At 71.5% G+C, this 12,688-nt stretch carries 13 protein-coding genes; 10 read left to right on the plus strand and 3 right to left on the minus strand.

The features are described from left to right. The first annotated feature begins 3 nt into the window (after positions 1-3). From MUN74_RS09900 to MUN74_RS09915, 4 genes are read left to right on the plus strand one after another with little or no spacing between them, the layout of a single operon-like run. The gene (locus MUN74_RS09900) at positions 4-675 is read left to right on the plus strand and encodes a GAP family protein (RefSeq protein WP_244851899.1); all 672 of its coding nucleotides are present in this window, start codon (positions 4-6) and stop codon (positions 673-675) included. A gap of 52 nt (positions 676-727) precedes the next feature. Then, positions 728-1,405 carry a GAP family protein gene (locus tag MUN74_RS09905; protein WP_244851900.1) on the plus strand — a complete coding sequence of 226 codons (678 nt, stop codon included), beginning with the start codon at positions 728-730 and terminating at the stop codon, positions 1,403-1,405. Continuing rightward, on the plus strand, positions 1,402-2,568 hold the full coding sequence (locus MUN74_RS09910) for an AI-2E family transporter (RefSeq protein ID WP_244851901.1): 1,167 nt from the start codon (positions 1,402-1,404) through the stop codon (positions 2,566-2,568). Before MUN74_RS09905 ends, MUN74_RS09910 begins: the two co-directional genes overlap by 4 nt. Beyond that, a complete protein-coding gene (locus tag MUN74_RS09915; protein WP_244851902.1) occupies positions 2,546-3,775 on the plus strand; it encodes an AI-2E family transporter in 1,230 nt (409 codons plus the stop codon). Before MUN74_RS09910 ends, MUN74_RS09915 begins: the two co-directional genes overlap by 23 nt. A gap of 130 nt (positions 3,776-3,905) precedes the next feature. Here the strand turns inward: MUN74_RS09915 and MUN74_RS09920 are convergent, their stop codons facing one another. Then, the gene (locus tag MUN74_RS09920) at positions 3,906-6,230 is read right to left on the minus strand and encodes an arylsulfatase (protein ID WP_244851903.1); all 2,325 of its coding nucleotides are present in this window, start codon (positions 6,228-6,230) and stop codon (positions 3,906-3,908) included. 204 nt (positions 6,231-6,434) lie between these two features. On the opposite strand from MUN74_RS09920, the gene MUN74_RS09925 reads away from it, so the two are divergent. The 5 genes from MUN74_RS09925 (at position 6,435) to MUN74_RS09945 (ending at position 10,481) form a co-directional block, all read left to right on the plus strand. Continuing rightward, complete coding sequence (locus MUN74_RS09925) at positions 6,435-6,869, plus strand: DUF6325 family protein (protein WP_244851904.1); 435 nt, start codon at positions 6,435-6,437, stop codon at positions 6,867-6,869. Between the two features lies 1 nt (position 6,870). Next, a complete protein-coding gene (locus tag MUN74_RS09930; protein WP_244851905.1) occupies positions 6,871-7,239 on the plus strand; it encodes an SHOCT domain-containing protein in 369 nt (122 codons plus the stop codon). Positions 7,240-7,368: 129 nt separating this feature from the next. After that, on the plus strand, positions 7,369-8,511 hold the full coding sequence (locus tag MUN74_RS09935) for a type III polyketide synthase (RefSeq protein WP_244851906.1): 1,143 nt from the start codon (positions 7,369-7,371) through the stop codon (positions 8,509-8,511). A 43-nt stretch (positions 8,512-8,554) separates the two neighbouring features. Continuing rightward, positions 8,555-9,325: a methyltransferase domain-containing protein gene (locus tag MUN74_RS09940; protein WP_244851907.1), complete on the plus strand. Its 771-nt coding sequence runs from the start codon at positions 8,555-8,557 to the stop codon at positions 9,323-9,325. Next, entirely contained in the window at positions 9,318-10,481 is a 1,164-nt protein-coding gene (locus tag MUN74_RS09945; protein ID WP_244851908.1) for an FAD-dependent oxidoreductase, read from the plus strand. The genes MUN74_RS09940 and MUN74_RS09945 overlap by 8 nt, the downstream gene beginning before the upstream one ends. Positions 10,482-10,490: 9 nt before the next feature. Here the strand turns inward: MUN74_RS09945 and MUN74_RS09950 are convergent, their stop codons facing one another. Next, a complete protein-coding gene (locus tag MUN74_RS09950; RefSeq protein ID WP_244851909.1) occupies positions 10,491-10,931 on the minus strand; it encodes a nitroreductase family deazaflavin-dependent oxidoreductase in 441 nt (146 codons plus the stop codon). 76 nt (positions 10,932-11,007) lie between these two features. On the opposite strand from MUN74_RS09950, the gene MUN74_RS09955 reads away from it, so the two are divergent. After that, positions 11,008-11,895, plus strand: a complete 888-nt coding sequence (locus MUN74_RS09955; protein ID WP_244851910.1) for a LysR family transcriptional regulator — start codon at positions 11,008-11,010, stop codon at positions 11,893-11,895. A gap of 24 nt (positions 11,896-11,919) precedes the next feature. Here MUN74_RS09955 and MUN74_RS09960 read toward each other — a convergent pair whose 3' ends face one another. Beyond that, entirely contained in the window at positions 11,920-12,642 is a 723-nt protein-coding gene (locus MUN74_RS09960) for a type 1 glutamine amidotransferase domain-containing protein (RefSeq protein ID WP_244851911.1), read from the minus strand. Positions 12,643-12,688: the final 46 nt, after the last annotated feature.

The raw sequence follows: 12,688 nt of genomic DNA on the forward strand, positions 1-12,688 counted from the left end.
GCAATGGGCAACGTCATCGGAGACATCCTCCCCCTCGCCGTCGGTATCGCGATCAGCCCGATCCCGATCATCGCGGCCATCCTGATGCTCCTCTCGCCGAAGGCGAAGGGCACGAGCGTCGGCTTCCTGATCGGCTGGGTGCTCGGCATCGTCGTCGCCGTGGTGCTGTTCACCCTGCTCGCCTCGGTGCTGCCCGAGAGCGACGCGGATGCCTCCAAGCCGATCGCAGGCATCATCAAGCTCGTCCTCGGCGCGCTCCTGCTGCTGCTCGCCGTGAAGCAGTGGCGCGGCCGGCCGAAGCCCGGCGAGGACCCGGAGCTGCCGAAGTGGATGTCGGCGATCGACGGGATGACGGCGGGCAAGGGCCTCGGGCTCGGCTTCCTCCTCTCCGCCGTGAACCCCAAGAACCTCATCATGGCCGTCGGCGCCGGCACGGTGATCGGCTCCGCGGGCATCTCCGCGGGCGAGCAGACGATCGCGATCGTCGTCTTCGTGCTCATCGCCGCGTGCACGGTCGCGATCCCCGTGATCGGCTACCTGCTCGCCTCGAAGCAGATGGCCGGGCCCCTCGAGTCGCTGCGCAAGTGGCTCGTGCACAACAACGCGACGGTCATGGCCGTGCTGCTGCTGGTCATCGGCGTCGTCATGATCGGCAAGGGCATCGCGAGCTTCTGACCTCTGTGCGGGCGTCGTCACGAACACGCCCGCGTCTCGATTGGCGGCGCACGTGAACGGTGCCCTCGGCCCCCTCCTCCCGGCGGCGATGACGGTGTTCGTCAGCCCCATGCCGATCGTCGCCGTGCTGCTGCTGCTGTTCTCGCACCGGGGCCTCGTCCCCGCCGCGGTCTACGCCGGCGGCTGGGTGCTCGGCATCGGGCTCGAGGTCACGTTGTTCACGCTCCTCGGCGGTGCCGTGTTCGGCACGGGCTCCCAGCTCGGTGCGACCGTCGGCGGCATCGTCGACCTGGTGGTCGCCGCGACGATGTTCGCGCTGGCCGCCGTCGCCTGGCACGGGCGCCCTCGCGCGGGCGATGCGAGCCGGCCACCGCGGTGGATGAGTGCCGTCGACGGCATCTCGCCATGGGGCGCGCTCGCGCTCGCCCTCGTGTTCGCGATCTTCAGTCCGGTGAACCTCGCGGTCACGGCCGAGGCGGGGGCCACGATCGCCTCCGCCGGCCTCGGGGTCGCTGCGACCTCGATCGTCGCGACCGCGTTCGTCGTCGTCGGCACCGCGTCGATCACGGGGCCGGTCGTTGCGTTCGCCGTCGCCCGCGATCGGGTACGTTCGCCATTGGAAGCCGCGCGTGCCTGGCTGGTGGAGTACAACGCCGTCGTGCTCACCGTGCTGCTGACGGTCATCGGCGCGGACTTCCTCGGACAAGGGATCGGAGCACTGTGGCCGTGACGACCAATGGGCCGGCCAGGCCCGGCCTCACCCCGGCGACCCGCACGCTCATCGGGCTCGCCGCGGCGGTCGTCCTCTTCGCGGGCGTCTGGTTCGCGCGCGACCTGCTCGCGCCGGCCGCGCTCGCCGCGGTGGTCGTGATCATCGCCTACCCGGTGCGGTTCCCGCTCGAGCGCCGCGGCTGGCCCGTCTGGCTCGCCTCGACCGCGGTGATCGTGCTCGCCTACCTCATCCTCGCGGTGCTCGCGGTGATGCTCGTCTACGCGGTGGGCCAGTTCGTGCAGATGCTGCCCGAGCTCGCCGGCGACCTGCAGTCGACGGCCGGCGGCATCACCGGCTGGCTGAAGGATCTCGGCTTCTCGGCGCCCTCGGCCCAGACCGCGATGGGTTGGCTCGACCCGGCCGCGATCGGCTCGGCGGCGCTCGGCGTGGCCGACCAGGTGCTCGGCCTGGCGACGGCGTTCTTCTTCGTGCTGGCGTACGTCATCTTCATGACCGTCGACGGCGCCCGTTTCCGGGCTGCTGCGGCCGGGGCATCCGCCCGCATCTTCGGCGACCCGACGGCCGACGGCATCGCGAAGCGGTACTTCACGGGCGTGCGCCGGTACTACGTCGTGAACGCCACGTTCGGCGCGATCGTCGCCGTGCTCGACGGCCTGTTGCTGTGGGCGGTCGGCGTGCCGATCCCGATCGTGTGGGCGATCCTCGCGTTCGTCACCAACTTCATCCCCAACATCGGATTCGTGATCGGGCTCATCCCGCCCGCGATCCTCGCGCTCGTGGTCGGCGGGTGGCCGCTCATGCTCGCCGTCATCGCGATCTACTGCATCATCAACGTCGTGCTGCAGGTGCTCGTGCAGCCCAAGTTCGTGAGCGACGCCGTCGGCCTCAGCCTCACCCTGACGTTCTTCTCGGTCGTGTTCTGGGCGTTCGTGATCGGGCCGATCGGCGCGATCCTGTCGGTGCCGCTCACCCTCCTCGTGCGGGCCCTGCTGTTCGAGCACGACCCGGGCGCGGTCGCCCTTCGACGGCTGTCGGGCGAGGGCGAGGGCTCGCTCCGGTCGGCGACATCACGCGAGAAGAACGATGACGAGGGGGGTCTCCTCCCCGATACTGGTACGCGAACCCAGGAGGAACGCGATGTGGTGGAAGAAGAAGCATGACGACGCGCCGCCAGCGCAGAAGCCCGAGCGCCCCGCGCCGACCGCGGTGATCCCGCACCGCAACGCGTTCCTGCTGATGGGCCTCGCGGGGCTCGTGATCACGCTGTTCGGCATCGCCGCCATGCGCGACATCTTCTCGGCGGTGTTCCTCGCCCTGGTGCTCGTCATCTGCGTGCACCCGGTTCGTCGCGGCCTCGAGCGGCGCGGCGTGTCGCGGGGCATCTCGACGTTCGTCGTGCTGATCACGGTCGTGTTGCTGCTCGGCGGGTTCGTGTTCCTGCTCGTGATCTCGTTCGCCCAGTTCGCGACCCTGCTGCCCGACTACCTTCCCGAGTTCCAGACGTGGGCGAGCTCGGTCGAGTCGTGGCTGTCGAGTCTCGGCATCGATCAGAAGCAGATCAACGCGATGATGGGGTCGTTCAACCCCGCCGACATCGTCAGCGCGATCAGCGGGTTCGTGAGCGGCCTGCTCGGCGGTGCAGCCGGATTCGTCTCCTTCGCGGTGATCCTCCTGACCATGCTCATGCTCATCACCTTCGACTCCTCGTACGTGCCGACCGTCGTCGCCGGCATCGGGCGCAAGCGGCCCGAGGTCGCGACCGGCCTCGTGCGCTTCGCCGACGGCGTGCGTCGCTACATGGTCGCGACGACCGGGCTGGGCATCGCGCAGGGCATCGTCAACTGGATCGCGCTCGCGCTCCTCGGCATCCCCGGCGCGGCCCTCTGGGGCATGCTGTCGTTCCTCTGCAGCTTCATCCCGAACATCGGGTACTTCATCGCCCTCATCCCGCCGCTCGTGTTCGGCGCGCTCGTCGGCGGCTGGCCGATGGTCATCGCCGTCATCGTCGTGTACGGCGTCATCAACGCCGTCATCCAGTCGGTGATCCAGCCGCGGATCGTCGGCAACGCGGTCTCGCTCAGCCAGTCGCTCACCTTCGCGTCGGTGCTCGTCTGGGCGGTCATCCTCGGGCCGATGGGCGCCATCCTCGCCGTGCCGCTGACGCTGCTCGTGCGCATGCTGCTCGTCGACACGAACCCGGCGACGGCGTGGGTGCTGCCGGCGCTCGGCGAGGTCGACGACGCCAAGCGCGAGATGGAGGTGATCGACGCCGAGGCGAAGGTCGCGCGAATGCAGCGCCGCGAGGAGAAGAAGCTCGAGCACGCGGCGGCTCGCGTCAAGGCCGACGATGAGCCGACCGGCGAGTAGTCCGCAGGCGGCCGCCGCGCCTCGACGCCGCGCGGCCGCGGCCGCTCCCGTCGACATCGCCTGAACGAACGGATGCCTCGGCGAGCAGTTGCTCGCCGAGGCATCCGTGTCTCGTGGTGCGCGTGTGCTGCTACTCGCGCGCGAGCGCGGCGAGCGCCTCGAGCTCGAGGTCGAGGTACTGCTCCTCGCTCACGTCGACCGCGACGCCGAGCAGCTTGCCGCCCGTGAACGGGAACGGGATCGGATACCGGGTGCTCACGGCGTCGCCGCTGTCGTAGCCGACGCAGAGCCCGTCGCCGGCGAGCGTGAACTTGCCGATCTGCGCGCGCATCGGCCCCTCGGCGACGACCTGGTCGTCGACGTAGAGCTTGCACGTGCCGAGCGACTCGCCGTGCTCGCCCGCGCTCTCGCGGATGAACTCCATGCCGAGGGCGTGCTTGCCGGGCGTCAGCGCCGCCGACGTGAACACCTGCTCGGGCGGGATGCCGAGGAAGTTGTACACGTAGTTGAGCGCGCCGTCCTTGATGAACAGCGAGTGGCCGCCGAAGCGGGAGCCGTGCGCGAAGAGCACGCCCTGCGCGCCCTCCTCGAGCACGACGTCGGCGATGATCTTGTACGACCGGCCGCGCACGTTCACGGCGACCGACTCGGCGATGGCACCCGTGTCGGGGTAGTAGACGTAGCGGGTGCGCGGCGGCTCCGACTGCGGGCGCTCGATCGTGAGCTGGTCGCGGGCCGAGCGGTCGTCGAGCGGCAGCACGTTGTTCTTCTCCGCCTCCTCGAACCAGGCGTCGACGAGCTCCTTGAGCTTCTCGGGGTGCTCGGCCGCGAGATCCTTCGACTCGGAGCGGTCGGTCTCGACGTGGTACAGCTCCCAGCGGTCCTCGTCGAAGCGCCCGTGGCCCGTGAGCGGGGCGTGGATGGCCGCGGCCTTCCAGCCGTCCTTCCAGATGCCGCGCGTGCCGAGCATCGCGTAGTACTGCACCTGCTTCTCGGTCGGACCGTCGGGCTCGGCGTCGAAGCTGTACTTCATCGACACCCCGTCGAGGGGTCGCTGCGTCACGCCGCGGAACACCTCGGGGAACTCGATGCCGATGACGTCGAGGATGGTCGCCACGATGTCGGTCGAGTGGTGGTACTGGTTGCGGATCTCGCCCTTGGCCGAGATGCCGGCCGGCCAGTGGATGATCATCGGGTCGCACGTGCCGCCCGCGAACTGCGCGTAGCGCTTGAACATCTGGTACGGCGCCGAGAACGCGGCCGCCCAGCCGGTGGGGTAGTGGTTGTACGTCTCGGGGCCGCCGAGCACGTCGATCTTCGCGAGGTTCTCGGCGAGGTCGTCGGGGAACCCGTTGAAGAACTTGTTCTCGTTGACCGAGCCGTCGGGCGACCCCTCGCCCGAGGCGCCGTTGTCGGCGCAGTAGAAGATGAGGGTGTTCTCGAGCTGGCCCGATGCCTCGAGGTAGTCGACGATGCGGCCGACCTGGGCGTCGGTGTACTCGCTGAACCCGGCGAAGACCTCGGCCATGCGGCTGAACAGGCGCTGCTCATCGCTCGAGAGCGTGTCCCACGGCTTGACATAGTCGGCGGGGTTCGCCTGGTCGTCGGGCAGCGGATTGAACGGCGTGAGCTCGGTGTCGGCCGGCAGCACGCCGCGCTCGATCATGCGCTCGACGACCCACGTGCGGTAGGCGTCGTAGCCGTCGTCGAACTGGCCCTTGTACTTGTCGATGTACTCCTGCGGGGCGTGGTGCGGAGCGTGGTTGGCACCCGGGCAGAACCACGTGTACCAGGGCTTCGACGGGTTGGAGGCCTTCTGGTCGCGGATCATGCGGATCGCCTGGTCGGCGAGGTCCTTCGAGAGGTGGTAGCCCTCTTCTGGCGAGTAGGGCTGCTCGATGAACCGGTTGTCCTCGGTGAGGTCGGGGTACCAGTTGTTGGTCTCGCCGCCGAGGAACCCGTAGAAGCGGTCGAAGCCCTGCGCGAGCGGCCATTGCTCCTTCGAGCCACCGGCCGAGATGTCCTGCTCGGGCACGTTGTGGTTCTTGCCGACCCAGAACGTCGAGTAGCCGTTCTGCTGCAGCACCTGGCCGATCGTCGCGCACTCGGCGGGGATCTGGCCGGACACGCCCGGGAACCCGTTCGTGCCCTCCATGATGACGCCCATGCCGTTGACGTGGTGGTTGCGTCCGGTGAGGAACGTCGACCGGGTCGGTGAGCAGAGCGCGGTCGTGTGCCACTGCGTGTAGGTGAGGCCGTTCGCGGCGAGCCGGTCGAGCGTCGGCATGTTGATGCGGCCGCCGTAGGGCGACCACGAGGCCTGGCCGGTGTCGTCGTAGAGGATCACGAGGATGTTGGGCGCCCCCTCGGGCGCCTTCGGCTGTTCGTACGGGCCCCAGTCGGCCACCGAGTCGCGGACGTCGAGCTTGATCGTCCCCGTGAATTCCTTCGACATCGCTGATGTTCCCCTCATCGCTCGATGCGGTCGCAGCGCCGCACACGTCACGACGCTACCGCCGACCGGCGCGCGGGCGGAAGCATGCCGTTCGGACTCACGGTGTCTTCCCCAGGACTGGGTGATGACGCGATGCCGGTCGGGCGTTAGTCTGCGAAGTACCGCCGGAGTTCCGGCGGCGTGACGCGAACCCGAAGGGGAATCATGGCGGAGTTCGAGTACGGCCCCATTGAGCTGTACCTGATTGGATTCGAGGGCGACCGGCTGGACGACGGCACGGTCGAGGCGCTCGAAGAACTGGTCGAGGGTGGGGAGATCCGCCTGCTCGACCTCGTGATCGTCTCGCGCGAGCCCGACGGTTCGGTGCGCATCGTCGAGATCGACGACGAGGGCGACTCGTACGGCTTCAGCGCGATCGAGCTCGAGCAGACGGGTCTCGTCGGCGCCGACGACGTCGACGACTTCGCGCCGCTCATCCCCGCGGGCATGTCGGCCGCGATCGCGGCGTTCGAGCTCGTCTGGGCGAAGAAACTGGCGTCGCGGTTCGCCGCCGGCGGCGGCGTCGTGCTGTCGACCGAGCGCATCCCCGCGCCGGTCGTGAACGAGTTGCTCGCCGGCGCGAGCAGTGAGGAGAACTGAAATGCCTCTCGGACGTATGGGCCGTCCCGGCCTCATCGGCATGGCCGCGCGCACCGCGGTGGTCGCCGGTACCGCGACCGCCGTCTCCGGCAACGTCGCTCGCCGCCAGAACGAGCGCGCGAACCAGAAGTACGAGGCGCAGGCCTACGAGCAGCAGCAGGCCTACGAGCAGCAGCAGGCGTACGCCGACCAGCAGGCAGCGGCCCAGCAGGCCGCCGCCCAGCAGGCGGCCGCGGCCCAGGCCGCCGCCGCGCCCGCCGGCGGCACCGACGTCGTCGCCGAGCTGCAGAAGCTCGCCGCGCTCCAGCAGCAGGGCATCCTCACCGACGACGAGTTCGCCGCCGCGAAGGCGAAGCTGCTCGGCGCCTGACGCCGCTGCACGACGACCGGATGCCCCGGGCGGATCATCCGCCCGGGGCATCCGTGTTCGCCTGCGAACCACCCGAGAGCTCGGCGGCACCCCTTGCCGCGATGGCGGGTGCCGACCCTACGATGGGGCATGACCGTCGCACTGCGGGGACTCTCGACCGTCGTACCGCCGACCGTGCTCGTCCAGCCCGAGGTGCGCGACGTGTTCGCGGCACAGCCGGGGCTGAACCGCCTCGCCCAGCGCATCATCACCACGAGCTTCGACGTCTCGGCGATCGAGACCCGGCACACGGTGATCGCCGAGCTCAGCCGTGATGCGCACCCCGACGACCCGGTGTTCTTCGACATCGACTCGGGCGAGCTGCTGCTGCCGGGCACGAAGGCCCGCAACGAGCTCTACGCCGAGCAGGCCACCCGGCTCTACGTCGAGGCGGGCCGCGCCGCGATCGACGCGACGCCGGGCGTCGAGACGGCCGACGTCACCCACATCATCACGGTGAGCTGCACGGGCTTCTACGCGCCCGGCCCCGACTTCATGATCGCGCGGGAGCTCGGCCTCGACGCGGGCGTCGAGCGCTACCACCTCGGCTTCATGGGCTGCTACGCGTCGATCCCGGCGCTGCGGCTCGCGAAGCAGTTGTGCGAGGCCGACGAGGCGGCCGTCGTGCTCGTCGTGTCGGTCGAACTGTGCACGCTGCACCTGCGCTCGTCGAACGACCCCGACACGATCGTCGCCTCGTCGCTCTTCGCCGACGGCGCCGGGGCGGCCATCGTCACGGCCCGGCCGGCCGAGCCGGGCGAGCGGGCCCTCGTGCTCGACCGGTTCGCGACCCGCATCACGCCGACCGGCGAGGGCGACATGGCGTGGAAGATCGGCGACCACGGTTTCGAGATGGTGCTCTCGAACGCCGTGCCGGCGCTCATCGACGAGCACATTACGGGTGCGCTCGAGCCGCTCTTCGCGCACGACCCGGCGCTGGTCGAGGCCCTCGAGACGGATGCCTCGGGGCAGGCGATCGAGCATTGGGCGATCCACCCGGGCGGTCGCAGCATCCTCGACAAGGTCGAGTCGCGACTCGTGCTGGGCGAGGCGCAGCTCGTGCCCGCGCGCGACACGCTGCGCGACTTCGGCAACATGTCGAGCGCGACCGTGCTGTTCGTGCTGCGGCACATCCTCGACGGCCAAGCCGCTGCCGGCGAACACGTCGCGGCGATGGCGTTCGGGCCGGGCCTCACGGTCGAGTCGGCGCTCATGACGGTGGCGGGGTCGTGAGCGGACCCGTGTCGATCGCCTGCGTCCCGCGCACGGGGCTCCGGTGCCGGCGGTGACCGCGGGCGGCGGCGTCTGGCGGTCGCTCGGCTCGCGTGACGAGGCCGTGCGCGAGGTGATGGACGATCCCGCGTGCGACCCCGAGATGCTGTCGCGCACCTTCGAGCAGTTCCGCCTCGTGAACTCGGTCGTCTCGGGTGCGGGCGCCGTGTACCGCGACTGGATCCGGCCGCGACTCTCGCCGGTGTGGACGACCCGCCTGCTCGACGTCGGCACGGGGGCCGCCGACCTGCCCCGGCGATGGCTCCGACGCGCGACGGCGGAGGGGATGCGGCTCGAGATCACGGCGATCGACCCCGACCCTCGCGCGCTCGCCGCGGCGCAGGCCGCTGTCGAGCACGACCCCGTCGACGGTCTCGAGCTGCTCGGGGCGACCACGAGCGAACTGGCCGACGACGACCGGCACTTCGACCTCGTCGTGTCGAACCACATGCTGCACCACCTCGACGGCCGCGAGTTCGGGGCCCTCCTGGCCGACTCGGAGCGGCTGGCCGAGTTCGGCGGCACCGTCGTGCACGGCGACATCGAGCGCAGCCGTTTCGCCTACGCCGCGTTCGCGGCGGGCACGCTGCCGTTCAGGTCGAACCTGCTGCGCGACTCGTTCATCCGCGTCGACGGGCTCGCGTCGATCCGGCGCAGCCACACCGCCGCCGAGCTCGCGGGCGTGCTGCCGCCGGGGTGGCGCGTCCGCCGTGCAGCCCCGTCGCGGCTCGAGGTGATCTGGCAGGCGGATGCCGCGGGCCGGCCGCGTGCGTGAGCCGAGCCCCGCTGCCGTCGACGTCGTCGTGATCGGGGCAGGCCCGGTCGGACTCGCGCTCGCCTGCCTCCTCGCGATGCGCGGCATCGGGGTGACGGTGCTCGAACGGGCGACGGCCGCCTCCACCAGGTCGCGGGCGTTCGGCGTGCACACGCCGGGCCTTGGCGTGCTCGACCGGGTCGGCGTGGGGGCGGCCGTGCGGGCGGAGTCGGCGCCGATCGGCACCGGGCGGGTGACCTGCCGGGGCCGGGTGCTCGGGCGGATGCGGTTCACCGAGCCCATCCGATCGCTGCCGCAGCATCGCATCGAGGCGCTGCTCGTCGACCGGCTCGAGCAGCTCGCGCCGGGTGCACTGCGTCGGGGCGTCGCGGCGGCGGGGCTGCGGGGTGTGCACGGCGGGGTCGAGGTTCGAACCGAGACGACGGCAGAGGTCGGCTCCGAGATCGTGCGCGCGCGCCTGGCGGTCGCCGCCGACGGCGTGCGAAGCCCGACGAGGCGCCTGCTCGGCATCGGATGGACGCCGAGACCGGGTCGCGCCCGCTACGTGATGGCCGACGTCAGCGGCGGCGGCGAGGTCACCGACGACGACGAGACCGCCGTGCTCCGGTTCGAACCCGACGGCGTGGTCGAGTCGTTCCCCCTGCCGGGCGGGCACCGTCGGGTCGTCGCGTGGCACGACGGCGGCGATCCGGATGCGACGGCGTTCGCGGCGCTCGTCGCCGGGCGCACCGGGCGGCGCTTCGAGACGGTGGGCGCCCCGAGCTCCTTCACGGCGGCGCAGCACGTCGCGACGCGGTTCGCCCATGGACGGGTCGCGCTCGCCGGCGACGCGGCCCACGAGGTCAGCCCCATCGGCGGCCAGGGCATGAACCTCGGCTGGCTCGACGCGCTCGCGCTCGCCGACGCGATCGAGCGCGACCTCGCCCGTCCACCGGGCGGCCGGCGCCGCCGGTTCGCCCGGGGTCCGTTCGCCCGGTACGGCCGGCGCCGTCGGCGCGCCGCGCTCCGGGCCTGCCGCCGGGCGGCGTTCAACATGGCGATGGGGGCTCCGGCATGGGGCATCCCGCTCGCCGTTCGCAACGCGGCCATACGCCTGCTGGGCGTGCCGCCGTTGCGCGGGCTGCTCGCCGCGACCTTCACGATGCGCGGCCTGTGACGCGGTGCGTCAGAGCGCGACGCGCGTGAGCACGAAGACCGGGATCAGGCGGTCGGTCTTCGTCTGGTAGTTCGCGTAGTCGGGCCAGGTCTCGTTCGCCCGCGCCCACCACGCTTCGCGCTCGTCGCCCTCGAGCTCGCGGGCGACGTAGTCGTGCTTCCGGTCGCCGTCCTGCAGCTCGACCTCGGGGTGCGCCTTCAGGTTCCAGTACCACTGCGGCTGCTCGGGCGAGCCGCCCTTCGAGGCGACGACCGCGTACTCGCCGTCGTGCTCGACGCGCATGAGCGCCGTCTTGCGCAACTTGCCGGTCTTCGCACCGCGCGTCGTCAGCACGATGATCGGCCGCCCCCGCAGGGTGTTGGCCGATGCGCCGTCGGACGCCTCGAACCGCTCGGCCTGCTTGCGGGCCCAGTCGGCGCTGCCGGGTGCGTACTCGCCCTCGAGTGGCATGGATGCTCCTTCACGGTCGTCTCCTCTCGACAACCGAGTGGGGTCCGCGGTTCTTCCCTGTGGCAGAATCGCGCCGATGGCGGCCCACGATCTCGAGCATCTGCGGACCTTCCTCACCGTGCTGCGGGCGGGGTCGGTGAGCGAGGGCGCGCGCCTCGTCGGCATCTCGCAGGCGACGGCGAGCGCCCACGTGCAGGCGCTCGAGCAGCAGCTCGGGGCCACGCTCTTCGAGCGCTCGCCGAGCGGGGTCGTCGCGACGCCGCGCGCGCTCGCGCTCGGTAGGCGCATCGCCGCGCATCTCGATGCCCTCGACGACGTGCTCGCGCCGACGATCGCGGGCGAGGCGGTGACGATCGAGCTCGGCGGCGCGGCCGAATACCTGGGCGAGGTCGTCGCTCCCGGGATCGCCCGGCTCGCAGACGCCTCGTCGATCCGCGTACGGATGCGCTTCGGACTGGCCGAGCCGCTGCTCGACGAGTTGCGCGCCGGCGGGCTCGACCTCGTGGTGAGTTCGGTGCGGCCCGCGCAGCGGGGGCTCAGTGCAGCCCCGCTCGTCGACGAGGAGTTCGTGCTCGTCGGGGCCCCGACCCTCGTGGCGGCGGGGCGGCTCGACGAGGCCGCGCTCGACGCCGTGCCGGTGATCGGCTACGGCGACGAGCTGCCGATCGTGCGGCGGTACTGGCGCTCGGTCTTCGGGCGGCGGCCCGACCATCTCGTCGTGGCGGCCGTGATGCCCGACCTGCGGGCGATCCGGGCGGCGCTCGTCGCGGGGGCCGGCATGTCGGTGCTGCCGTCCTACCTCGTGCGGCGCGAATTGGACGCGGGCGAGCTCGTCGTGCTGCACGAGCCCGAGTTCGCCCCGCTCAACACCCTGTACGTCGTGACGCGCGCGGGCGAGCTCGAACGGCGCGGACCGCTCCGGGCGGTGGCGGCAGCGTTGCACGAGATCGCGGCGCCGCGCTGACCCCCGCCCGCAGCGGCCGGCGGCTCACGCCGCGGAGTGCAGGCCGCGCTCGCCGAGCGCCGCCAGCAGGGCCGAGGCGACGGCCGCGCTCGACTGCGGGTTCTGGCCCGTGATGAGGTTGCCGTCGCGCACGACGTGGCTCGACCACGGAGCGCCGCCCTCGACGCGCGCGCCGCGCTCGGCGAGGGTCGTCGCGACGAACCATGGCGTGCCCGTGCCGAGGCCGCCGGTGCGCTCCTCCTCGTCGGTGAACACCGTGAGTGCCCGGCCCGCGAAGGCGAAGCCGCCGTCGTCGCCGGTCGCGCTGAGCAGCGCGGCCGGACCGTGGCAGAAGGGGGCGATGAGCACGTCGGCCGTGTCGGCGGCGACGAGTGCGGCACCCACGCCCGGGTCGGACGCGAGGTCGACCATCGGGCCGTGACCTCCCGGCAGCACGATGGCGTCGAAGGCCGTCGCGTCGAGTCCGGCGATCGCCGTCGGCGACGCGAGCTCCGCCGCGATCGTCTCGAGGTAGGCGCGGAACTCGTCGGCCTTCGCGGCGTCGCCGACGAGCTCGACCGTCAGCGAGCCGGGATCGACCGGGGCGGGTGCACCGCCCGGGGTCGCGAGGGTGATCTCGGCGCCCGCCGCGGCGAGCGCGCGGTGGGCGACCACGAGCTCCTCGGCCCAGAAGCCGGTGGGGTGCACGGTGCCGTCGGCGAGCTCAATCGCGTCGGCGGCGGTGACGATCATGAGGATGCGGGTCATGGGGTTCCTTTCGACCCCGCGAGTCTCGCGCCGCGGCATCCCGCCG

It is taken from the genome of Agromyces sp. H17E-10 (assembly GCF_022919715.1).
In the GTDB taxonomy this organism is placed as follows: domain Bacteria; phylum Actinomycetota; class Actinomycetes; order Actinomycetales; family Microbacteriaceae; genus Agromyces.